This window comes from Vibrio comitans, assembly GCA_024346835.1.
Taxonomy (GTDB): domain Bacteria; phylum Pseudomonadota; class Gammaproteobacteria; order Enterobacterales; family Vibrionaceae; genus Vibrio; species Vibrio comitans.
Genome location: AP024867.1, coordinates 1,110,199 through 1,133,766, shown reverse-complemented (window position 1 = coordinate 1,133,766; position 23,568 = coordinate 1,110,199). Strand labels below are relative to the sequence as shown.

Annotated in this window: 24 protein-coding genes; 4 read left to right on the top strand and 20 right to left on the bottom strand. The window is 42.7% G+C overall.

Annotation, left to right across the window (positions count from 1 at the left end):
• Positions 1-53 precede the first annotated feature (53 nt).
• From OCU46_RS18595 to OCU46_RS18530, 14 genes are all read right to left on the bottom strand, one after another.
• A complete protein-coding gene (locus OCU46_RS18595; protein ID WP_167495370.1) occupies positions 54-713 on the bottom strand; it encodes a fimbrial biogenesis chaperone in 660 nt (219 codons plus the stop codon).
• Positions 714-817: 104 nt separating this feature from the next.
• Complete coding sequence (locus OCU46_RS18590; RefSeq protein ID WP_141271245.1) at positions 818-1,456, bottom strand: hypothetical protein; 639 nt, start codon at positions 1,454-1,456, stop codon at positions 818-820.
• 91 nt (positions 1,457-1,547) lie between these two features.
• The gene (locus OCU46_RS18585; RefSeq protein ID WP_141271246.1) at positions 1,548-2,237 is read right to left on the bottom strand and encodes a LuxR family transcriptional regulator; all 690 of its coding nucleotides are present in this window, start codon (positions 2,235-2,237) and stop codon (positions 1,548-1,550) included.
• Positions 2,238-2,597: 360 nt separating this feature from the next.
• Positions 2,598-3,422 carry a hypothetical protein gene (locus OCU46_RS18580; RefSeq protein ID WP_141271247.1) on the bottom strand — a complete coding sequence of 275 codons (825 nt, stop codon included), beginning with the start codon at positions 3,420-3,422 and terminating at the stop codon, positions 2,598-2,600.
• Positions 3,419-5,860, bottom strand: a complete 2,442-nt coding sequence (locus tag OCU46_RS18575; RefSeq protein ID WP_141271248.1) for a fimbria/pilus outer membrane usher protein — start codon at positions 5,858-5,860, stop codon at positions 3,419-3,421. Before OCU46_RS18575 ends, OCU46_RS18580 begins: the two co-directional genes overlap by 4 nt.
• 12 nt (positions 5,861-5,872) lie before the next feature.
• Complete coding sequence (locus OCU46_RS18570) at positions 5,873-6,559, bottom strand: fimbria/pilus periplasmic chaperone (RefSeq protein WP_141271249.1); 687 nt, start codon at positions 6,557-6,559, stop codon at positions 5,873-5,875.
• A 97-nt stretch (positions 6,560-6,656) separates the two neighbouring features.
• A complete protein-coding gene (locus OCU46_RS18565) occupies positions 6,657-7,208 on the bottom strand; it encodes a hypothetical protein (RefSeq protein WP_141271250.1) in 552 nt (183 codons plus the stop codon).
• 94 nt (positions 7,209-7,302) lie between these two features.
• Entirely contained in the window at positions 7,303-7,992 is a 690-nt protein-coding gene (locus OCU46_RS18560; protein WP_141271251.1) for a helix-turn-helix transcriptional regulator, read from the bottom strand.
• A 196-nt stretch (positions 7,993-8,188) separates the two neighbouring features.
• The gene (locus OCU46_RS18555) at positions 8,189-8,389 is read right to left on the bottom strand and encodes a restriction endonuclease subunit S (protein WP_141271252.1); all 201 of its coding nucleotides are present in this window, start codon (positions 8,387-8,389) and stop codon (positions 8,189-8,191) included.
• Between the two features lie 160 nt (positions 8,390-8,549).
• Positions 8,550-9,299: a phosphate ABC transporter ATP-binding protein PstB gene (pstB, locus tag OCU46_RS18550; RefSeq protein ID WP_102490256.1), complete on the bottom strand. Its 750-nt coding sequence runs from the start codon at positions 9,297-9,299 to the stop codon at positions 8,550-8,552.
• Between the two features lie 42 nt (positions 9,300-9,341).
• Positions 9,342-10,205: a phosphate ABC transporter permease PstA gene (gene pstA, locus OCU46_RS18545; RefSeq protein ID WP_208733536.1), complete on the bottom strand. Its 864-nt coding sequence runs from the start codon at positions 10,203-10,205 to the stop codon at positions 9,342-9,344.
• A 5-nt stretch (positions 10,206-10,210) separates the two neighbouring features.
• On the bottom strand, positions 10,211-11,125 hold the full coding sequence (pstC, locus tag OCU46_RS18540; protein WP_141271253.1) for a phosphate ABC transporter permease subunit PstC: 915 nt from the start codon (positions 11,123-11,125) through the stop codon (positions 10,211-10,213).
• Between the two features lie 120 nt (positions 11,126-11,245).
• Positions 11,246-12,067 carry a phosphate ABC transporter substrate-binding protein gene (locus tag OCU46_RS18535; RefSeq protein WP_141271254.1) on the bottom strand — a complete coding sequence of 274 codons (822 nt, stop codon included), beginning with the start codon at positions 12,065-12,067 and terminating at the stop codon, positions 11,246-11,248.
• A gap of 554 nt (positions 12,068-12,621) precedes the next feature.
• On the bottom strand, positions 12,622-13,956 hold the full coding sequence (locus tag OCU46_RS18530; protein ID WP_141271255.1) for a DEAD/DEAH box helicase: 1,335 nt from the start codon (positions 13,954-13,956) through the stop codon (positions 12,622-12,624).
• Positions 13,957-14,221: 265 nt separating this feature from the next.
• Between OCU46_RS18530 and OCU46_RS18525 the strand changes: the two genes are divergently transcribed.
• Positions 14,222-14,506 carry an Lpp/OprI family alanine-zipper lipoprotein gene (locus OCU46_RS18525; protein ID WP_017028657.1) on the top strand — a complete coding sequence of 95 codons (285 nt, stop codon included), beginning with the start codon at positions 14,222-14,224 and terminating at the stop codon, positions 14,504-14,506.
• Positions 14,507-14,601: 95 nt separating this feature from the next.
• On the opposite strand, the gene OCU46_RS18520 is transcribed toward OCU46_RS18525, so the two are convergent.
• Genes OCU46_RS18520 through OCU46_RS18510 form a run of 3 tightly spaced genes read right to left on the bottom strand, consistent with a single transcriptional unit; the run spans position 14,602 to position 17,932 of the window.
• The gene (locus OCU46_RS18520) at positions 14,602-15,480 is read right to left on the bottom strand and encodes a L,D-transpeptidase family protein (protein ID WP_141271288.1); all 879 of its coding nucleotides are present in this window, start codon (positions 15,478-15,480) and stop codon (positions 14,602-14,604) included.
• Between the two features lie 25 nt (positions 15,481-15,505).
• Positions 15,506-16,942 (bottom strand): deoxyribodipyrimidine photo-lyase, encoded by a 1,437-nt coding sequence (gene phrB, locus OCU46_RS18515; protein WP_141271256.1) that lies wholly within the window; start codon positions 16,940-16,942, stop codon positions 15,506-15,508.
• A 12-nt stretch (positions 16,943-16,954) separates the two neighbouring features.
• Positions 16,955-17,932 carry a YbgA family protein gene (locus OCU46_RS18510; RefSeq protein WP_141271257.1) on the bottom strand — a complete coding sequence of 326 codons (978 nt, stop codon included), beginning with the start codon at positions 17,930-17,932 and terminating at the stop codon, positions 16,955-16,957.
• A 154-nt stretch (positions 17,933-18,086) separates the two neighbouring features.
• Between OCU46_RS18510 and OCU46_RS18505 the strand changes: the two genes are divergently transcribed.
• Positions 18,087-19,532, top strand: a complete 1,446-nt coding sequence (locus OCU46_RS18505; RefSeq protein ID WP_141271258.1) for an IS1 family transposase — start codon at positions 18,087-18,089, stop codon at positions 19,530-19,532.
• Positions 19,533-19,535: 3 nt separating this feature from the next.
• Here OCU46_RS18505 and OCU46_RS18500 read toward each other — a convergent pair whose 3' ends face one another.
• Positions 19,536-20,426 carry a DMT family transporter gene (locus tag OCU46_RS18500; RefSeq protein WP_141271259.1) on the bottom strand — a complete coding sequence of 297 codons (891 nt, stop codon included), beginning with the start codon at positions 20,424-20,426 and terminating at the stop codon, positions 19,536-19,538.
• A gap of 178 nt (positions 20,427-20,604) precedes the next feature.
• Between OCU46_RS18500 and OCU46_RS18495 the strand changes: the two genes are divergently transcribed.
• On the top strand, positions 20,605-20,991 hold the full coding sequence (locus OCU46_RS18495; protein ID WP_141271260.1) for a DUF3302 domain-containing protein: 387 nt from the start codon (positions 20,605-20,607) through the stop codon (positions 20,989-20,991).
• Entirely contained in the window at positions 20,991-22,121 is a 1,131-nt protein-coding gene (locus OCU46_RS18490) for an HlyD family secretion protein (protein ID WP_141271261.1), read from the top strand. Before OCU46_RS18495 ends, OCU46_RS18490 begins: the two co-directional genes overlap by 1 nt.
• Before the next feature lie 162 nt (positions 22,122-22,283).
• Here the strand turns inward: OCU46_RS18490 and OCU46_RS18485 are convergent, their stop codons facing one another.
• Positions 22,284-22,688: a globin family protein gene (locus OCU46_RS18485; protein WP_141271262.1), complete on the bottom strand. Its 405-nt coding sequence runs from the start codon at positions 22,686-22,688 to the stop codon at positions 22,284-22,286.
• A 425-nt stretch (positions 22,689-23,113) separates the two neighbouring features.
• Positions 23,114-23,365: a hypothetical protein gene (locus OCU46_RS18480; RefSeq protein ID WP_141271263.1), complete on the bottom strand. Its 252-nt coding sequence runs from the start codon at positions 23,363-23,365 to the stop codon at positions 23,114-23,116.
• Positions 23,366-23,568: the final 203 nt, after the last annotated feature.

Here is a 23,568-nt window from a genome sequence, read left to right as displayed (position 1 = left end):
TGGGCCAAGTCATAATAGAAAAAAGCAGCAAGAAAATTTGTTTCATCACTGTGCTACTGGCCTATGACTCTCACCTCCTTATACTTAGCCAAGCTATCTGGGAGTTTTAGAAAAACATTGCGTCCAGGCATCAAGTAACCACCAGCACCCGACTGAAAGTCTTCCCAACCAATCACTTCACTGCCAGCTTCACCAGATAATTCAAACTGTGTTTCTGACATATCGAAAACACAGTTGCCCGTGTTTAGAAATTTGACGCTTTTTGATTCAACATCAACGTTGATGTTTGAGTTACAATCAAGAGGTGAAACCATCACAGAGGTAGAAAACTTAAACAGTAGTGCGACGGATGATGATTGGTCATCTGATAGTTCGACCGGGTTAACTTGCTCAAAGGTCACACGATACAAAGTAGTTTGCGTCGGCATATCCCCTAAGTAACGAATCCTGAATCTCTGTGCAGAATTGGGGGGTATTCTTCCTTGAGGAGGTAAAATGAGGAAGTCATCGTCTGAAGGGAGTTGTTCTGAACCGTTAATTTTGGTAATGCTTATATCTATAAAAACATCTGTGTCACTAGGATTGAAAACCTGATAGCTATTCATTGAGCCTGCGCCCGCAGCATCAAGTAGATGAAACATCGGGGAGAGTTGGATAGCCCATACACAATGAGCAATAAGCAATAAACAAAGGCCAGTGACTGTCTGTTTCATCATCATCTCCATTGATCAAAAAGTGGTTTGCAAACACAAACCACCCGCAGAGTCTAACCAAGTCAACCTAGACCGCTCACATTTTTGAAAGGAACCCTAAACCTTTATAAAACAACGCCGGTCACCTCTAGAGTCAAGGTATCACTATATTTACCAGCTTTCTTTCCACTAAGCTGCGCTTTGTCTACATGGAATTTAAGTTTGCTATCTACAAAGCTGTAATTCTGTGCGTTATTCAACGTTTTCTCGGCACCATCTAGGCTAGCAGAGCTCACCATCGCTCCACCCATAAAGTTGGTTAACCCCACACTATAAAGGATCACTTGACTTGGATCAGTATCATGCTCTAGACCGCCATTTGTCGACTTCAGAGAATATTTCACAGAGTCTGCATTACAATAGAAGCTTATATTTTTACCAATGCCATCTACGCTGAGATCGTTACCGTTATATCCATCAGGACTAAAATCTGTTCTCGCTAAGTCAAACAAACTGAATTTTCCAAGGTCGACATCTCTTCCTCTCATGCCCCTACCTTTCACATAAAAACGACAAATACACGGCAAAGTACCTTCAACTTCCACTCTTAAACTGCTTGAATCACACTTAGTGTCATCATTATCGCCACAACCACCCGCAAATGACGTAGGGCTGTACAATACCCCAGCAGTCCCCATAGCCGCTATCAACCCAAACGATGCTACAGCCCCTCCAATAGAGCTAGCCAACATTAACTTTTTCATCATCAATCCCTCGCTAAGTTTTTCTTTTTAACCACGTTGCGAGGAAAGCATAGTGTTGCTGTCTGTTTTACACGTCACCCGATCTAGTGATTTATGCTCCATTCATAGGGTGATTTTTGGGTGAGGTCGTAGTTTGCTGAACGGCAAGAGCTATCAACTCGGCTCTGGAATGGACATTGACTTTTCTCATGACGCTTAGTGCATGAGTTTTCACTGTGTTGATGCTCACGTTAACTGACTCTGCAATCTGCGGATTATTAAGCCCTTTCAATATCATTAAACAAATGTGCTTTTCTCGTGGAGTTAGAGAATGTACGAGAGCAAAATCATCTGCCGCTACATGAGGATCAAATTCATCGGACAGATAAGCCTTGGCCAATCTGCTCAGGTCCTGGCGACTATACCAAAGCTCTCCATTGCCAACGGCCTCTACTGCTGATGCCAGTTGTTCCAAACAGCGCTTTTTCGTAATCACGCCAGAAAACCCCGTCAGTATCCAATCTCCTAATTGGAAACCTTGTTCTTCTACATTTACCGCTATCCAGTCTCCATCTTCATGCACAGGATTAATGCCATTTCTAACCGGGTTGCTGACTGTTTGCGTATCGATGAGATAGATACTTCTAAGACCTTTTCTTTTTTCGGTTTGAAAACAGTCACGTACACAAGGGCAGGCAGAAAATCGAGCTGAGGAAAAATGCTGTTTGAGGATGGCAATAGAGGCGGCTGCAAATTCATCCGAGCGTGTCACTACGAACCCACTGGCATAGGGAAAAGGCATAGTTCCTCCGTTAACTATTCCACTTCGTTTCAGATTTAAGCCTAAGGAACATTTGTTTGGTGAGTTTGAAATCCCACTCCGACCTGAACATTAAATCCAAAATTCTTTTAAATGCCTTTTAAAGGTAGGAGTAAATTGATGTAAATCAACGTGGACAAAAGAGGAACCGAATGTGCTGGGGAAAGAGGCATTGTAAGTTGTTGAAATTCATTAACTCCTTATTAATTACCTCTATATACGATTGATCGATATAAAAAGAGTTTTATATTGCAAAGCGAAATATACCAATTTTTGTTCAGCCAGTTAAACTCAACTCTTGTTGTAACGAAGTGACCCAAAGCGAAGTATTTTGCCATCGTATTAAGGCTGAACTTTTGCGGTAATAGTAATAGTATCGGAATAAAACCCGGCATAGGCACCTTTTAAATCATCAACAATTTTTACTGTTAAGCGTTTGGTTGTGCCATTTTCTTTGGTTTTTGGAATCGTAACTTTTCCGTTGTCAACATCGATAAGATTGCCAGAGAAAAGAACCTCGTATTCAATTAACTTCTCAGGATACTCTGTGTGGCGCAAGGCACCATACTTAGAATCAAATTCTACTTCTATCGTTGTATTACTCACAAAGCGCATCTCCTTGGACTTTGTCTGACCTGTTTTTAAGTGTCCAAAGTCCATAGTGGCGTGTTGACTCAATGGGTGTATAAACTTCATAACGAGATAAGCGGGGACTTTCAGGCGGATCGTTTCAGTTTTTGAGCGACTCCCTGCCACTTCGTATAACTCCGCGTTTACTTTAGCTAAATATGTGCCTGGATAGGCATGCTGAGAGTTTTTAAATTCAATCCAGTAAGTCGTCGTATTACTACGGCTGTCTACAGGCAATAAAATCCCCTGATTTAACTCAATTCCAACAGTACTTCCATACTCATTGGTAACGGTTCCTCTCAGTTCTAATGCCCCATTTCTGATAACTAACTGTTGGCCACTATAGGTTTGCAAGAAAACAGACGTTGCACCGCAATTGCGATAGAACGCATCAACATTGAAAACCAGAGGAATACGAGCTTTTTGCTGATCAAACTCAACTCTAGAGGTGTCCACTTTCATATTCCAATGCCCTTTACATTCTTGAGCATTGACATTTAATGTGAGTAAGCACAAAAGCAGGACTGCACGAATCATAGTTTATTTCCTTTGTTCAACAAAGTAATAGGGTCCAAGTAGATTAGGTTACTCTCAGTCTTTTCAATCACCAATTCCACAACGTATGCTGGCTCACCAGTGATTTCCAGCAAATAACGGCCACTCTTGACGCCATCTAAAGCAAAGCGTCCACCTCGATTAGTGAAAATTACCTTTCTCAACCCTTCGCCAGTAATAACACCATTTCTTAATATCAAAGGCTGTCCTGTGGGTTTAAACAAGGTTCCAATCACTGTTTTAGTCGCATCAGATCCGACTTGAACAATATGACCGGTATAAGCACCAGGAGTAACTTGATGGATACTGTTGCCATAGTCATATCCCATAGGAGCATCCGGTACAGCAATATCGATACTTCCTCTAGAATGGGGGGTATATAGAGGCGCAGTGTTACTTAAACTGCTTGTGGCGATCGACTCAGGAGATTCACCTTGGTAACTATTGATTAGTACAGGATCATCCAATGTTTCGTGGACCTTAACAAGTACGGCAGGTCCAGAATAACTTCTACTCCAAGAGACATCCGTATCTACCAGAAGTAGCGCTGTACTCAGCCTAGCGGACGCCTGTTGCGAATTAAACTCCGTGTCTGAGTACTGTGCATGTTGCGCTTCTATCTCTCCAGAGATACGGTTACCAATATAGGTTCCGCGAGCAAGGTAATTTTGATAGTCCAAATAAAGATCAGTCTCTAAATCATAACCAAAGCTATATGGCGTATATTCCGTATCTCTAGAAAATCCAGCACGTAACCGCTCAGCGCCAGAGTCATAGTTAATAAAAGCATCATAATTACCATCATCCGAATACCACTCCCAACTAATATAAAGGCTGTATTCCATCTCTTGCTCTGCTTCTAACGAATTATCGGTATACTCAGCTTCTGCAGTAAATTCAATTGAGCCGTATCCATACTCTCGAATATCAGGACGCCATGTGAGGCTGATATTTCCTGTATACTCGATCTCTTCAGGATCCTCTATCATCATCCAGCTAACACCTGTGTCCCCATACAATTCGGGACTGATTCGATACGTATACGCGAGCAAGACTTGTGTTCCTGTATATAGGTCGGCCTCTGTTTCCCACGGTAATGAGCGGTAATCAGTGTACGCTTCGACTGATGCTCTTAAATTTGGGCTGCTAAAGTCCAAATTTCCCCATACCGTTGTGGAATAATCAACGCTCACTATCCCCCCTATATTGCCTTGGTCATCATAGTTTAACGCGCTCAATCTACCGCCTATATTGCCTAGCTGTGTGCTACCAATGGCCGTGAGCCCTACTATTTGTCCAAGGGGGTGATAAGTGCCATTGAGCCCCATAGTCAGATCGCCCGTAAAACCATACTCATAGTAACCTTGCAGCATATATTGCTCAGTGTCGTAATGATAAACGCGCTCTTGCACGTCAGAATCTACCCCAGCATACAAACCAAAATCGCTCAGCCCTGCTTTTAATAAGCGCATATTGTAGAACTGACTATAATTAAGAGTTTCCCTTCGGCCAGACTGATAATTAATCTCTAAACGAATATCATTGTCCCCGTTAGACAACGGCAGGTTATCGAGTTGATAGCGTCCGGGGGGCAATCGAATTTCATCAATATATGAATCATTGATATAGACTATGACCCGTGCGCTTTCTGATAGCTGGACGCTTTGTGTGCCACCGTTTTGAATGTTTCGAGTTGGTTGCAGTGATCCATATAGCCGCTCAAATGCAACACCACCCAACGTCAATGAGGGTTGATGACCGATAGATAAACTCTGTATATCACCAGCTGTGAACCGAAAGGGGTATTCAGAGCGGTCTATAAAAATTGAGGCATCACCTCGATACAACTCAATTTCTTCAGTGGTATTATCACCCTGATAATCAGAGGCGTAACCAGTAAAATCAAAATTAAGTCCATTTGGACCAAATAGGTTTCCCCGCGACACCCATTCAGCAAGCCAATAATTGACTGTCTCACCACTATCTATATCAACATAATCAGATAGGTTTAAGATGTTGTGCCACGATAAGGTCCCTGCTTGACTGTATATAGGCAGGGAATACTCATCACCGTAGCTAAGATCAAACTCTTGACTAGAGTCAGCTAAGATCTCAAGATCGAGGCTTAAGTCATAGGGATCGAAGACAATTTCCAGTCCTAATGGAGCAAGCTCTGTATTGGTGATTTGTGTCTTCCCGTAGTCCTCTAATCGCTCTAATACTGAATCGGTCACCATCCGCTCGATAACAGGAATAAGTTCCAAAGCAACGACGCCTTCAAAGTGCGTACCATCAGAATACACATTCAGTTCACCAAGCAAAATATCACTACGGTAGATAGGTAAAGGAAAAACCCATGATTGTGCAAATACCATTGCCGGTAATACTAGTGTGAATATCCATATCCACTGGCTATTCATCCATGAACACCCTTATTTGTTTAGCGTAGATTCCACACTATCGAATTCTTGATATTTCTCAGGTATCTTGACCAACTTAGGACGGCCTGGTAATAAATACTCAGATGTGTCTACTGCTTGAAATTGTGGCCATTTTAGGTGCGTCTTACTGTAAGCGTTCGACAACTCAAAACGAGCCTTATTAAGATCCAGTACACAATTTCCAGTGTTCATTACTTCTAGGGTGTCGTCTTTCAGTGACGACTTGAGAATGGGTTCACACTCAGTCGGAGAGACGAAGGCAATTGTTGAAAAATTAAACATAAACTTGACTTGGGACGTTTCTGTTTCTATTTCGGTTGTTTTAATCTGTTCAAAAATAACTCGATAGACAGCGGTTTGGTTAATTTGATTGCTTCCCAAATATCGGATTCGAAAACGTTGATTTCCGCCCGCTTCAATACGCATTTGTGGCGGTAAAATTAAGAAGTCTTCATCTGCTGGTGTCAACGCTTCTTGTGAATCCGCATCAAATTCGACCTTGTAAGCTCGAATTTCAAGTAAAACCGCCGTGGGTGAATCATTGGAGATTTGGTAACTGGATTGAGATTGAGACCCAACCACCTCCATCAGTTGAAACATGGGATTAACCTGATAAGCCATGCACATTGAGCTTAATAACATAGTAAGAATAAATACTAACCACCTGATTCCATTCATAATATTATCCTTTAAGAAAAGTGCGGATTCGCTTACGCCTCCGCACTTTTTGCCACTGATTACGATTAGCTTCTTTTATCAATTCCCCAACAAGCAACTACATAATGCCAGCAATGGTCACTGTTAAAGTATCACTGTAAGAGCCGTACTCAGGTACTCCGCTTAATGTCATATCAATCTTCACATCAGTTGCGCTAGCAAATGCTGTTGCCGAGACACTGGATTGAGTCGCTGACTGGTTTGCTACACCTGCGGTTGTATAAGTCATCGCAGTCCCCAAATAGACGGTATATGGATAAACCGTATTGGTATCAGCATTCATCATACCGCCGTTATCAGAAGCTAACGTAACGTCAATACCTTTAGGAGTATTACAGCCCCCTTCGATCGAGCCGATTACTTTGCCGTTAAAACTCGCATATCCGGACTCAAATACATCAACCATGTTACTGGTGAGACCTATCGCACAAACACAATCCACTTCGCCTGTTAACTCCAAGGTTGCTTCGACTGAGCAAGCATCATCCTTAGGATCACTACAGTCTTTCCAGTTACCCCCACCGTGCTTCTGTAGATTAAATGTATTTGCCATCGCCGGAGACCCTAACATCAATGCCCCTACTACACTCGCCAACACTAACTTTTTCATATTCAATCCCTCGATTAAAAACAACAACATACGATTACGTTGCAGATTTAGCTTAGCGTGGGAGCGTTTTTTTCTCTTCACCTAACAAGACCAATTAGGATTCAAAAACAGGACGATTTTGGGGTGAATTTGTGGTTTGCTTGACCGCTATCGCAATTAATTCTGCTCGGGAATGCACATTGATTTTTCTTAAGATATTCGAGGCATGAGTTTTGACTGTGTTGACACTGACGTTTGCTGATTCCGCGATCTGAGGGTTATTCAACCCTTTAAGCATCATAACACAAACTCGCTTTTCTTTTGGGGTCAAAGCATGGCTCTCAGCAAAGTCATCAGCTGCAGCATGAGGGTCAAACTCATCGGCAACGTAGGCCTTGGCAAGACGACTTAAATCTCTACGGCTATACCACAACTCCCCTTGTTCTATCATAACCACAGCGCTTACTAACTGCTCTAGACAGTACTTTTTCATGATAACGCCAGCAAAACCACCAAGAATCCAGGTTGCGCAATCATAACCCACTTCATCAACATTCAAGGCAACCCAATCACTAGTTTCATGAACAGGATTGATACCTTCTCTGATTGGGTTGGAAACGGTTTTTATATCAATAAGATACAAGCATCGTTTACCGCCACCTTGATGGGCGCAATAGCATTCTGATAGATGAGTACTGGATGTGAATTCAATCCTTGGGAAAGCGTGCTGTAAGATTGCCAAAGTCGCATTAGCAAATTCCTTTGAGCGTGTAACTACGTGGCCACAAGCATATTTATGCATCATATTTCGTCCTTACATTCCTTTGCAGACCTTCAGAACATAATTTGAAACACTTTGTTACAACTTGATCCACATCAAACTTTATTGAAGTTCAAAACAGCGTTGTGCCTGTTTTGCGACCATTCAGGGTGGATTTTCATGATTTAGCGCACAAAAAAACCGAGCTAATTGAGCTCGGTTTTCAAAATATTGGACTATGTTAATGAATTGGCGTGTCCGACTTCGCATAAAACTTACCAAAATGCTTCTCTAGCACTTCTGGTGTCAGCTCTCCCGCTTCTTCTAGTTTTTTCAGCTCTGCTACAACCTGTTTTTGTTCTTCAATCGAAGGAAGCTTCTCTTCTGGCTGATCCTCGGCTTGTTGCGCCATAGCCTCTAGCTCTTTCTCGAAATCACTCATATTAATTACCTCATATCTAACCTGACCTGAGTGTACTCAGCTGAGATTCTCAGGTCAATCCAACAATGGAACCTATACAACGTAAAAAAGCCCCTCTAACAAAGAGGGGCAAAGTTCCATCGCTTATTATTATAGTTAATTCCGTTTCTAAACAGTGCTGTTAACCGAAGTCACCGTTTACATAACCCTGTGTGCGATCATCACGTGGGTTACTGAAGATTACTTGTGTTTCGTCGTGCTCAACCAATTCGCCCATTAAGAAGAAAGCGGTGCGGTCAGAGATACGACGTGCTTGTTGCATCGAGTGCGTTACGATAACAATGGTGTAATCTTTCTTAAGATCTTCCATTAGTTCTTCGATTTTATGAGTTGCGATTGGGTCAAGTGCAGATGTTGGCTCATCCATAAGGATGACATCTGGTTCCATTGCAATGGTACGAGCAATACACAGACGTTGTTGCTGACCACCAGATAAGCCAAATGCGTGTGATTTTAGGCGATCTTTTACTTCATCCCAAAGCGCTGCGCCACGCAGTGACTTTTCCACCACCATATCGATGTGTTTCTTATCTTTAATACCTTGAGCGCGAAGACCGTAAGCAACGTTCTCGTAGATGCTCATTGGGAATGGGTTTGGCTTTTGGAATACCATACCCACTTTAATACGAAGGTCTGCTACATCAATGTTACCGTAGATATCTTGGCCATCCATCTCAACAAGACCGGTGATTTTCACACCTTCAATCAAGTCGTTCATACGGTTTAGACAACGTAATAGTGTCGACTTACCACAGCCTGATGGACCAATCAGAGCCGTTACTTGGCGCAACGGAATTGGTAGGTTAATGCTTTTTAGCGCTTTATTGTCGCCGTAGTACAGATCTAGGTTTTCGATAGTAAATTTGTTCATTTTCAGTATCTCTTAAATTCTTTTCAGTCTATCTAGCAACAATTAGTAAGTAGCTTTGTTGAAGCGGCTAGCGATTAGCTTGGTTAACATGTTGATCAGTAGTACCACTACGATAAGTACAGTCGCTGTACCGTATGCTTGGTTCCACTCGTCGATAGTAAATAGCTCAGTTGTTAACTTGTATAGGTGAACGGTCAGCGTACGGCCTGAATCGAATAGTGACTCAGGAATACGTGCAACCATACCAGCGGTCAAGAATACCGGTGCTGATTCACCGATAACACGACCAATACTCAAGATAACAGACGTCAAAATACCTGGTGTAGCACTTGGCAAAATCAAGCGCCAAATGGTGTAGATTTTTGACGAACCTAATGCATAAGAACCTTCACGGTAAGTTTGTGGCACAGCCATCAATGCTTCTTCAGTAGCACGGATAATTACCGGCAAAATCAGAATACTTAGCGTTAGTGCACCAGATAGAATTGAGAAACCCAATCCCAAAATGGTAACAAAGAAGGTCATACCAAATAGACCAAAGATAATTGACGGGATACCCGCCAGTGATTCAGTACAAAAACGAATCACTTTAACGAACTTACTACCCACTTTTGCATATTCAGTGAGGTAGATAGCCGTCATGATACCCAATGGTGCTGCTACAGCAATTGAAGCAATAACCATATAGATCGTAGAAACGATCATTGGGAAAATACCCTGAGAGTCACCTGTACGAGAATAATCGCCAGTCACGAAGTCCCAGTTAACAAACTGCAGTCCATTGGACAGGATGTACCAGATAACCCAGAACAAGAAGCCTACAGTTAGACCAGCAGACAACCATACAAACGTTTTAAGCATGTTGTCTTTGCGCTGGCGAGCTTGTTTTAGTTTTACTGTATCCATTATTCTTATCTCGCTTTTTGACGGTTAAGGTACAAAAGCGCACCGTTTAACATCATGATGAAGACCAGAAGTACCACACCAGTTGCATAAAGCGCATTAGCGTGAACACCACTTGCATAAGACATTTCGATAGCAATGTTCGCCGTTAGAGTACGTGCTGCATCTAGCAGGCCTTCCGGCATTGCAGGTGCGTTACCCATAACCATGATGATTGCCATTGTCTCACCAAGAGCACGACCAATACCCAGAATGACACCTGTCATAATGCCTGAGCGAGCCGCTGGTACGAGAAGCTTGAAGATGGTGTATATCTTTGAAGCGCCTAGCGCAAGAGAGCCTTCTTTGTAAGTGCGAGGCACAGCGCGAATAGACGTTTCAGATACAGTAATTACTGTTGGAAGAATCATTACGCCCAAAACAATGATACCCGCAAGAATAGTGTTACCTGCTGGAACATTGAAGATGTCTTGGATAAGCGGAACGATGATAACTAGACCAAAGAAGCCATAAACAACAGATGGGATACCCGCCAACAGCTCGATGGCAGGACGAATAAGGTCTGCTACTCGCTTTGGTGCAATCTCAGCAATAAAGATAGCCGTTAGTACGCCAACTGGCACACCAAACAAAACTGCGCCTAGCGTTGACACCAACGAGGCAACAATCATTGTTGCAACACCATAAAGTGCAGGTGGCAACCAGTTCTGGCCTAAAACGATGCCAGAAACACCTGCTTGCTGAAATGCAGGGATACTTTCTTTAAAGATAAAGTAGGCAATGATGGCAAGTGAAACGATACCGATAATGGCACTGGATAAGAACAAGCCATGGAAGATTCGTTCTCTCCAATCTACGCCGCGATCTTCTCTTATTGAAGGAGCGCCAGCGATAGCAGAAGTCTGAACATTCTGATTTTTCATAGAAAAATTCACTATTAATTGCGATGGTAAAATCTAATACGCACTAAACCCAATTCACTTAGCGGGGTGCGTGGAAAAGCTCAGCCTTCACAGGCTGAGCAAATATTAAAGTCGTTCGAATTAGTTTACAGTGATGTAACCTTTCTTAGCTGCGATACCTTGAGCTTCGTCGCCAACCATCCAGTCTAGGAATTGTTGAGTTTCAGCTGTTGGAGCGCCATCTTTGTAAAGTACTAGGAATGGACGTGCAACTTTGTAAGAACCGTTTTGTACGTTTGCTACAGTTGCAGCAGCGCCATCGATAGCTAGAGGTTGAACAGTCTCATCAACAGTACCTAGAGAGATGTAACCGATAGCGTATGGGTTGTTTGCTACAGATACTTTAAGAGCACCGTTACCATTTGCTACTTGAGCGCGTTGAGAAATCGCTGATACGCTCATACCAGATACTTCCATCTTAAGGCTCAGGATGTCTTCAAATGCACCACGAGTACCAGAAGCTGTGTCACGAGTGATAGCTACGATAGGCTTGTCATCACCACCAACTTGGTTCCAGTTAGTGATTTCGCCTTTGTAGATTGCAGAGATTTGGTCAGCAGTAAGTGCTTGAACCGAGTTGTTAGGGTTAACTACAACTGCGATACCGTCACGAGCGATAACCAATTCTTTCAACTCATCAGATTTTTCTTCATCTTTCAGGTCACGAGAAGAGATACCCAAATCAGCAGAACCATCTTTAGCAGCACGAACGCCTGCAGAGGAGCCTGGCGCTTGGATTTCGATAAATACTGGTTCACCCTTGTTCATGTAGGTTTCAGCAAAAACTTCAACCAGTGGAGCAGCACTGTTAGAGCCAACAACAGAAATAGTTTCTTTTGCTGTTGCAGTGTTCATAGATAGTGCGCCTAGAAGTGCTACTGCACCGATAACTGTCTTTTTCATCTGTTTGTCCTTAATGGAAATCAATTTCACGACATTCATGTTGTCGTGGGTTTGTTTAATCGACGAGGGACACTTTAAGCGTCTTTTATGACACTTATGTTTCAGAACCTTGAAAGGTAAATGACAATTATCGCGAGTTCACAAGGTACATATGCAATGACTTAGATACACAAAATGGAGACATGAGCGGAGTTTTAAATTTGAGTCAGCTAACTAAAAGCAGAGACGCCCTGACCTACATCTGACAATATAAAGTCTTAAATACCAACAAGTTAACCGTGAAAAACCACTTAATACCTAGTGAGATTCACAGCTTTAAATTTATAAAATTGAAAGGGCGACTCTTCAAAAAGAACGAAGATCAGTAAAGATATTGGGCGAATAGCCATCAGTTACGCGTCATGAAACTGTCACAATTAAATACAAATTTGCGAAAATTTACCGTACAGTTTTTTCAGCAACCCTACACTTTGATATTTAGCGCCCTATTTATGAAATCCAAGCCATAAAAAAAGCGAAGCTCTATGGCTTCGCTTTTCAATAATTATGCTGAATTAATCGTCACTATCGACTTTAGGCGGGGTTTTCTTCTTAGGAATAAAGACTGCGTCTCCCACTGCCACATTGGTATGGAACGTTTTATCGCGCTTAACTGACTTCTTCGCCACTTTCTTTTGCGCTGTTGCTTTCTTAACAGGCTTACCACCCTTGCCTTTAAAGGCTGGCTTCTTGGGTTTTAACCCTTTGAACTTGCCTTTTAAGCCTTCAAGTACATCGAAAGAAAGATCTTGCTGAAGGAAGCTTTCTACACGCTTAAAGCTGTCCCAGTCTTTAGGACCTACAAGAGAGTGAGCAATACCTTTGTTACCGGCACGTCCAGTACGACCCACACGGTGCACGTATTCTTCAGTATGTTTTGGCATATCAAAGTTAATAACGTGCGACACATTAGCGATATCGATGCCACGTGATGCAATATCGGTAGTTACCAATATTTTATAAACCGTACGTTCAAACTGGCTCATAATCGTATTACGCTGAGTCTGAGTTAATCCGCCACTTAGCGCTACCGCTTTAAGGTTATTCTTATTGAGCTCTGCCGTTAAACGCTCTGTATCTGAACGCGTTGCAGTAAAGATCATTATCTGGTTGTAATCGGCTTCTTCAATAATGCGATGAAGAATCGCTTCTTTATGATCAAGGTGATCACAAAGGTAAAATTTCTGATCGATGTCCGTGTGATGAGCATTTGCGCTATCAATGGAGATACGTTTTGGGTTATCTAACATTTCCATTGCCATATCATGCACTTCAGCATGATCTAACGTAGCCGAGAACATCAGGGTCTGACGACGACGGTGCTTAGCAAGGTTGTGAATTTTGCGCAGCTCTGGCGCGAAACCGAGATCTAGCATTCTGTCCGCTTCATCCAATACTAAAGTATCTAATCCATCGAGAAATAGAGAACGATGTTCAAGGTGATCTGCAAGACGCCCTGGAGTAGCAACGATGAAACGAGGGTATTTACGTAGTGCTTTTACTTGATCATTGAAGTTTTCACCGCCAACAATAAGCGTAGCGGTATACGATAGACCGCCTAGCATAGTGCGCAACTCGCCGTACACTTGTCGCGCCAATTCACGTGTTGGCGCTAAGATAACACCGCGTGGATCTTTTGCTGAGAATGCTTTGCTTTTTAGAGCCTTGTGTAGCATTGGCAAAACAAACGCTAATGTTTTACCAGAACCGGTCTTAGACGATGCCAACAGGTCTTTGCCTGCCAAGGCAACAGGGATGGCCTGCTGCTGAATTTCGGTCGCACTCTTAAATGAGTAGTGATCCAAATTCTTCATTAAACGATTGTCTAAACCTAATTCTCTAAACTTCAAAGTACTCTCCTAAACTGGGTTAGTATGCTTCTCACCTGCCCTAGGTTAGTAATAGAGAAAGCATGCTATATAAAAATCCGGCTAATAATACCTTACTTGGCGACTTAGATCACAAAAATATCTCTCTATCGCAAGACTATTAATTCGCCTTTTGAAGATAATTACCTAATTTTTATAAATTATTCGAACATATTTTGTTCAACGTCTACACTAACAAAGTCATAGGTAATTATGGCTTTACTAAAAAAGAAATCAGGGAGTTCGTATGAATAATAAATTTTTACTCGTAGCAGGGGTTAGCTCGGTTTTATTATTGGCCGGTTGTGCTTCAGGTCCAGATGAAGAAACCACTGCAAAAATGGCAGACCAAGACGCTAGAGTATCTCAGCTTGAACAAGATGTGGCAGCGCTTAAAGCCGCTCATGAAAAAGACGCAGCAATGCATGACCAATCTGCAATGGAAGCGAAAGAAGCCGCAATGGCTGCTCAAGACGAAGCTGCTCGTGCAAACGAACGCCTAGACAATATCGCTCAGTCTTACACTAAGTAGTCTCACTACACACTAAATTTATAAAGCCAGCTTGATTGCTGGCTTTTTTATTGCGGAAACTATTCCAACTAAACCCAAAACTAAAAATAACATCATTATTCGAAAGAACCATCGTGCACCATAGTGGGCATTCCGGTTTGAATTTGAATAACGCCATTAACTCTTGAATAGGCTTCTTGATAGCTATCTAACCATACCTGAAGCTCGAGCGGCCAATCAAAAGACTGCTTGCTGCCATTACGGGCTGTTAAAGGCTCATGAGATTCGACAAATACACTGTGATCTGGTTCTACAGCCATCTTGATAGGCTGATTAACAATCTCCACGCGAGTTCTTCGCTTAACTTGACCAAACAACCACTCTATATCTGAAGGTTCCATACGAATACAGCCGCTACTGACCCTCAAACCAATACCGAAGTCTTTGTTAGTGCCATGGATTAAATACTGTCCAGAACCATAGCTAAGGCGCATCGCATATTCACCCAAAGGGTTATCGGGCCCAGCAGGTACTTTCTCAGGAAGTTCTATGCCTTCTTCTTCATAAGCCATTCTTATAGACTGAGGAGGCGTCCAAGTAGGACCTTCGATCATCGCACTAATAGAAGTCACCATTTGTGGCGTCTCTCTACCAATACGACCAATGCCCACAGGAAATACATGCACATGTACTCCATCAGGGTCGTAATAATAAAGACGGAGTTCAGCAAGATTAATGACAATGCCTTCGCGTTTTGCGGTTGGCAAGATAAAGCGATTAGGGATAGTCAGCACCTCTCCCTCTTCTGGAAGGAAAGGATCAACGCCCCGATTGGCGGCAATCAGACTAAGCAGGCCCACATCATAGTCGTTGGCTAAGCGAGCAAAGGTTTCCCCCTTCTCCACTTGGTGACGTTGTAACTTACCAACTACGTGGCTCCCATCCTCCGGTAACTTAAACGTCGCAGCTTGTGCTCCTGTCAAACAGAACAACATTAGTAACGCAAAGTGAACGACATATCTAACTACCACTGGCCTTAGCATCCTTGTACATCTGCAAAGCTTGTTCTCTTTGCTGTTTATGCTCAACTATAGGATCAGGATAGTCCAAACTAGGGAAATCAGCCCACAACCAAGGAGAATGAACATATTTTGTAGGCACAGTTTGCAACTCAGGTAGCCACTGCTTTACAAAGCTGCCATCAGGATCAAATCTCTGTCCCTGAGCGATAGGATTGAAAATACGAAAATACGGCTGAGCATCACATCCCGTTGACGCAGACCATTGCCAACCTCCATTATTCGCAGCAAAGTCTCCATCCACCAATTTACTCATGAAATAGGCTTCACCATCATGCCAATCGAGCAATAAGTCTTTGGTAAGAAAGCTTGCGACAACCATACGAAGTCGATTGTGCATCCAGCCCGTTTGATTAAGTTGCTTCATCGCCGCGTCCACAATGGGATAGCCTGTTTCACCTTTTTGCCACTTTTCTAAATGTGCGTTCTCGCCTTGCCAGCAGATATTCTCACTCCAAGGGACAAACGCCCTGCCCTTGCACAGCTTAGGTTCAAAATAAATCAGATGTTGGTAGAACTCTCTCCATATCAACTCGCTAAGCCAAGTTTGCTCACCTTCGTTTAATTGCTCGGGATGACGACCGTTCAATAATCGTGCAATGCACTGTCTTACTGACAGCATCCCAATGGCAAGATAGGGAGAAAGTTGGCTTGTACCATCCAGTGCAGGGAAGTCTCGGTCCTGTTGATAATCAGGAGCTCGTTCAATCGCAAAGCGTCTTAACTCTGTGATTACGTCCTTGGTGTTGTCGTGCCACTGCACACTATCCACCGTGGGGTAGTCCAATATACCGTTATACTCGAATTCGGGATCATATAACGCATTGAAATCCAGTAAATTAGGCTTGTACACCACACTTTGTTCTACTGAAAAATTCTGCAACCACGTTTTTTTAAACGGAGTAAATACTTTGAAATAGCTTCCTTGCTTGTTAAGTAGCGAACCCGGCATAAATACACATTTGTCAGAGCATAAAGTAAACGGTATATCATGTTCAGCTAACGCCTCTTCTACAAGCGCATCGCGAGAGGTTTCATTCAACTCATATTCAGCGTTAGCGAACACCCGCTCAATATCAAAACGCTGGCACAGCTCTGTGATTAGAGAAGGGCAATCCCTAAAGCTGTCCACCGTCTCTACTGCTAGAGAGATATTTAACGCTTTAAGCTCGGTCGTTAAGGTCAATAAACGCTGGCGTATCAAATCTGCCTGCATCGGGGATAAGCAATGCTCTTTCCACTGCGCCGGCGTCACAATAAACAGGGCCAAAAGGCCCTGTTCATTGTTCTGAGAGTCGCTAACCGCTCGAATAGCTTCAATTAATGCGGTGTTATCCAGTGTGCGTAGATCTCTACGAAACCAAATCAAACCTCTCATAAATCCCTCCCATTACAAGCTATAACGTAAGCGAAGTTCCTGAGGGTGTGGGTCTAGGAATTTTTGGTTTTGCAAATATTCATCTGGGTATAACGATAAGTAGTGCTTGATCAAGGTTAACGGGCTCAGCAGTGGCAGTAGGCCTTCGCGATACTCGTCAATCACCTTTCGTAGTTCTTGTTTCTCTTGAGAAGATAACCATTTTTTGAAATAACCCTGAATGTGCATCAACACATTGGAGTTGTTTTTACGGCTAGCGCGATTGGTCAACGCCTCCATAAATTTTAAACGATAGAGCTGATAAAATTCTTCAGAGTCATATTCAGCGACGCGCGCCACCAACTGGCCTAGCTCTTTATAAGAATTGGGGTGATGGGCCATGAGGGTTAGCTTGTAGCGAGAGTGAAAAGCAACAATTTTACCCGAAGTGGGTTGGTCGCCCATACAGTCGTAGAAGTCTCTCAAACTAAAAATTCTTGAAATAAAGTTTTCTTTGAGTACAGGATCGTTGAGACGCCCATCTTCCTCTACTGGTAACCAAGGCATCTCCCTCATTAAAATATCAGTGTACATACCAATACCTTCTTTAGAGGCGCCTCCTTTTGAATACACTTTAACACGCTCCATACCGCAGGTAGGAGACTTAGCACACACGATATAGCCGCACAGTTCTTGTCCTTTAAGCTCCTCTACCTTGTTGTTTGAATAAGCGAGCATCTCATCGGTATAATCTTTTGTATCGTCCTTGGTTTCTACCAGCGCAATACGCTCTTGGTTGCTGACAAGGCGAATGGTCGGGCGAGGAACGCTCATTCCCATCCCTACCTCGGGACAAACTGGGATAAAGTCGAAGAAAGGAGCGAGCTCTTTTGTTACGAACTTACTGATCTTGTGACCGCTATCAAAACGGACTTTTTCTCCTAATACACAAGCACTTATGCCAATTTGAATATGTGTATTTTCTGCTGATTCTATGAATGCATCTGTCATCATCATTCCTTGAGTACTGACTGAGAAGTGAATTGTTAACTTATCATTAAATGTTACGCAACAAATAGAGCAAACGAGCAAATCTATTTAAAAAAATGTCTGTTTACCCAAAATTAGGTAAAATCAGTTTAATTTCCTGAATATAGTATTTCCCGTGTCTGAAAACTTATCGCCACAATTACTTGCTCTCAATTTTTGCAAAAACCCTTTGTGTGCAGATTTTGGTTCTCTTAACGCAGCAAATTATTCACTATCATCAGCTACCAACAACCCGCAAATAGCGTGTATTAACTGCCACTCTATTTCTCCCATTATTTGGCCAACAGAATTAAACCATGAAGTAACCGCGCAACTTGAGCACAACCATGCAGGGCTTACGGCATGCACCAGTGAGCAGTGTGTCAATGTAGGGCTAAACGTTCAATTACACCCTAATCGTTACTATGCGTTTGGTTTTAGCGGAGATAAACAGCGCTATCGTTGTAAAAATTGCCAGAAAACCATCGTCGACCGATTTTCCGTAGAAAACCCAAACTTGAAGACCCACGTAACGATATTAGCGTTATTGTTGACCGGATTTAGCCTCAAAGAAATTGCCGCTAAATTGAAGATTCAAGCCAAAACGTTGAATGATCACATCAAGGTTATGGCGACAATTTGTCGTCAAAAATCGTCGGTATTTGATCATCATTGGAAAAACAAGGGGCAAAAGTTCCTGCTAGGTAGTGACTGGACCTTCTTACAACCTAAAAGCCAAAATGGCGTGCTTTGGGTATGTACTGGTGATCTTGATTCTCACTACATTGCTCAGCAGTCTTTAAATCTAAGTGAGCAAAAAATCACGATCAACCATCGCTTCATAGGCAGTGACTTCCTGGCAAGTATTAATACAGCACCACCAGCACCTAAAACTGAAGCCTTGAAAGACATTATCGAGTCGTTAAATGTTGCTCACCAAGAGCGCACTCATCTCAATAATCCTTTGCACAACCAAACGCAGCTTAACTATCCAGCTAAATCGAGCTTGGTTTCTCCCATCTATTGCACTGCGGCGCATTACCTGCAGTTGAACCAAGCCCTTGGAAACAAAGAGCAAGTGATGCTTAGTATGAGTTTTGAACCCATGCTCGCCGACGCAGCCATGCTGAGTTTTAACGCCATGCGTCAAAAGCAATCACTTGATCTTCTCTATCAAGTTGAAGATGAGAGTTGGACTGAGGGTAAAACAGGTAATAAACCGCAACTTCTTCGATTCGAAGACTCTGCACCGCCTTGGTCGCTCTCAGAGCAATGGCACCTGAGAGGAAAAGCGGATCAACGAGCAATCTGTCAATTAGTAGAGAGTAACCTTACCCAAAAACAAGCACACCAACTCCCTAAGTTGTCTTCCATTACCCACTACATGGATCGTTTTCATGCCATGTTTAAAAGTAGTGTTAATGAGCCAAGAAGAAAAAGGCGTCCTGAAGGGTTACTCCCACTACTTGATATCTATCGCGCTTGGAATAATTTGTGCCACCAAGAGAATCCAGGGGAAACACCAGCGGTGAACGCTGGCATATCAGAAAAGCCGTTGTCTCTTGATCAATTGCTGCAGTAAGCCCTATCCCATCAGCAACAATGCAATACCGCCAATAGCCACTAGGGTGCCAATGATTGAGCGCCTAGAGATAGCTAGTCCCTTGATCTTGTAAATGACCAGCATAAACAACGGACTGGTTGCGATAAGTGTCTGGGCTATTGCTGGGTTGGCGTGTTTTAGGGCTACCTGTTGCAACCAAAGCGCGAAGAACGTACCCACGGCAATTGCCGCTAACAGGTAGTACTTGTCCGTTTTTGGCATGCCTTTTCCTAATTTAAACAGACTAGAAAACGGCTTTGATTCCGCAAACGGAATAATCATCACGACGGCTAATACACCAATAGATAGACGGAGTAAGGCACCGACAAGCGGGTCTATATCCCCGGCTACCAATGCAAAATGTGAAATTACAACGCCACTGGCTTGACACACACTCGCCAAAAGGCCAAAGCCGATACCAGATTTAGAAACGCCTCTTTTATTTGCAGAAGGCTGAAGTACGACAGAGGTCACTGCAACCGTTGTCACAATGACGCCAAGCCAGTTAAATACACTCAGACCTAGTCCCAAGAACATTAAGGCTAACAATCCTGACAATGGTGGCGCCAATGACTCCAGTAGCAATGTATTGTTCGGTCCAATTCGTTTTAATGATGCAAAATAAGCACTATCCCCAATGGCGATGCCGATGACACCTGAAATACCCAGTATCAAGGCGTGCTGCTTGGAGATTTCTATGCTCGCTTGCGGCAGCAGTGGCAAAACCACCAGCATCATGGCTGAAGCTACTACTCCCTTTATTATATTGAGCTGTAAAGCACTAAACCGATGGCTAAACTGACCATAAATCCAAGTTGCAACTGCCCATACAATAGCTGCGCTAATGGCAGCTACCTCTCCAATGAAATTCAATGCTTCGCCTCTAATTAGATAATTGCTTGTTTAGATAACTAAACAGCTCACTACCTTTACAAAATTAACCACACATCACATGAAAAAAGTCCATGTAATCAATAAACTAGTTGTATTTACACACATTAACGTTGAAAATGAAATAACAATATTCGAACAAGCATTACAAGGATGAAACATGTTTCTCGATTACATTGCTCTCGGGCTATTGGTATTCGTTGCTCTTGTGATTTTCTACGGCATTATCGTTATCCACGATATTCCGTATGAAATAGCAAAGAAACGAAATCACCCTCACCAAGATGCCATCCATGTCACGGGGTGGATCAGCCTTTTCACCCTACATGCTTTATGGCCATTTCTCTGGATATGGGCCACGTTATGGCGCGAGGACAGAGGTTGGGGTATGACTCAAATAAAACAAGAACAATCTGACCTTCACCATGATATTACTCAACTCAATCAAAAGGTTCAGGACTTGACGGAACAAGTCGAACAGCTTAAACAGTCGCTGCCTCAACAGCAAGCAAGTACTAAGCCGGCTCAAAGTGAGGGAGATGCGTAATGGATTTACTACTGATACTCACCTACACCGCTATATGTGTCGCTGTATTCAAAATATTCAACATTCCCCTAAATAAATGGTCTGTTCCTACCGCTGTGCTTGGGGGAGTGATATTGATTGGTACTCTAATTCTACTCATGAATTACAACCATCCTTTCACGCAAGTTGGCCGACAAGTCTATAACACCACCCCTATCGTTCCGACGGTTCGTGGTCACGTAGTTGAGGTGAATGTTAAGCCCGATACTTTCATAGTGAAAGACGAGCCTTTATTCACTATCGAATCAGAACCTTATGAAGCAGCACTTTTAGGTAAGAAAGCCGACTTAGCAGCTGCTGAGCAAGCGGTATTTCAGCTAGAGTCTGAGTACAAAGCGGCACAATCTGAGGTTCATCGAGCACGAGCAGAACGAGATAGAGTAAAAAGAGAGTTTAATCGCTACAACGCGGGCTTTAAAAAAGGGGCATTTACAGCTCAACAAGTTGATACTCGCCGACAAAACCTCAAAGGTGCAGAAGCTGATCTAGAAGCAGAAATTGCAATGGAAAATAGTGCCCGTGTCGCCTACGAGTCTGAAGTCGATGGTGAAAACACTACGGTAGCACGTCTAAAAGCGGAGGTGGCTCAAGCGCAATTCAATCTTGATGAAACTGTGGTCAGGGCCCCAACCAATGGCTATGTGACGCAGTTGATCCTTCGCCCAGGACAAATGGCGGTACCTTTGCCTCTAGCTCCATCGATGGTGTTTATCCATGCTGAAGAATACGACTACATTGGTGCATTTCGTCAAAACTCGTTACAACGACTAAAACCAGGCTTTGAAGCTGAATTCTTATTTCCTAGCCTACCTGGTAAGGTTTTCAAGGGAGAGGTTGTCAACGTCATTCCTGCTATGGCAGAGGGTGAAGTACAAGCCTCCGGCAGATTGCTAGGGACACAGTCACTCAATGCAGATGGTCGTGCTTTGGTGAAGCTACGCCTAACTGATGATGTTTCACAGTATCGCCTACCGCTTGGTACATCCGTGCAGATTGCCGTATATTCCGATAGCTTCCACCATGTCTCTATCATGCGTAAGATATTGATTCGTATGAAGAGTTGGCAGAACTATCTGTATTTGGATCACTAGCGGTTAAGTAAAGCAATCTAAGAGAGAATCATCCAATTTTTCGCTGTAGGCCCAAGTAGACTGGTAAATCAGGCGAAGCGGGTAGTGATTATATAGTTGGAGTTTCTCTCTAAGTCCTAATTAAGTCGGTTATGATGGATTAATTATTATTGAACCCTAGAGCTAAGAATAAGTAGCGTGTTCCTTCATTAGCTCCATACCGACTTTAAGTGCAGATCTCCATGCATCATCAATGTCATCATTGTAATGCGGGTCAAATGCTTTGACTGTTACGAGTAGACTTTCTCGCCAAGCGACCAGCTCTTCGCCTTTGATATTTAGCCCCAAGTTTTTATGCTGTATTGCTAGGTTTTTAACATTATTACGTACATATGCATTTTCTGATGCGTTGTGTATAAGAATGATTGAAGCTTTAAGCATTTTCGTTTGTTGATCAATATCCACACCACCAAAGCGCTCTGAGAATCTAGGGTTAGTTCTGCAAAAGTGTTGCAGAAAATAAGTGAGAAATTCCTGGTCTATACAACATCGTTGATAACTTGAGCTGAATACTTCGTTTGAGTCCATAGAATATCCTCGCATTAAAAATACTTAATCTTGTACAAAAATAGCTCAACAAAGCTTGATGCGGGGTAAGAATATGTGTCTAAGTTGTTTAAAATCAAAGATTTCCAATTTTTCTAGCCGAACAGCATAAAAGCAATCAGGTTAGTTAACGTGGTATAGATTGGTGATTGGTAAAATTGAGTCATACATTGGCAAATGTACAAAACGGCACAATCTGATATTCCAATAGCTTCCACCATGTCTCTATCATGCGTAAGATTTTGATTGGTATGAAGAGTTGGCAAAACTATCTGTATTTGGATCATAAACAGACGGTGTTTTAAGGGTTTCAAACTCTAGGCCCTTAAAAACCACAAATCCCGACCATATACGGTCGGCATTTTTTTAGCTCTTGACTAAACATAGGTTGAGCAACTTAAGAAAAATCACATTTTTTGCTTACATAGCTCAGCTTTGATTCTCAAAATCTCTGCACGTTGCTCAGCATTCGTTGCGTGTGCTGCTAGGCTTGAGCGCTCTCCCGACAAAGATCTAATCAGCGAGAAGGTCGCAAGAGCAGCAGCTTCATTCTCACTTGCTTCGATTGAAGATGTGTCACAGCCATTCTCTGGTGTCGGCTCTACAATCGTTGTACAAGCTGCAAGAAAAAAAGCGAATAAAACTATTATCTGTTTCATTTTGCCAACTCCAATAAATCTCTATCACAGTTGGGTAATTGAATGTCTGTCGTTCCGTGACATGTTAGTAATTGATTGGCCTTTATCAATCTACAAGTTGTTTCGTTATACATAACACGCCTCCAGTTAATTAAGGCGCATAATGTCATTGGAATACTGATTGACAGAATTAGAATGTATCGAAAATTCAGATGCTAGGTAGG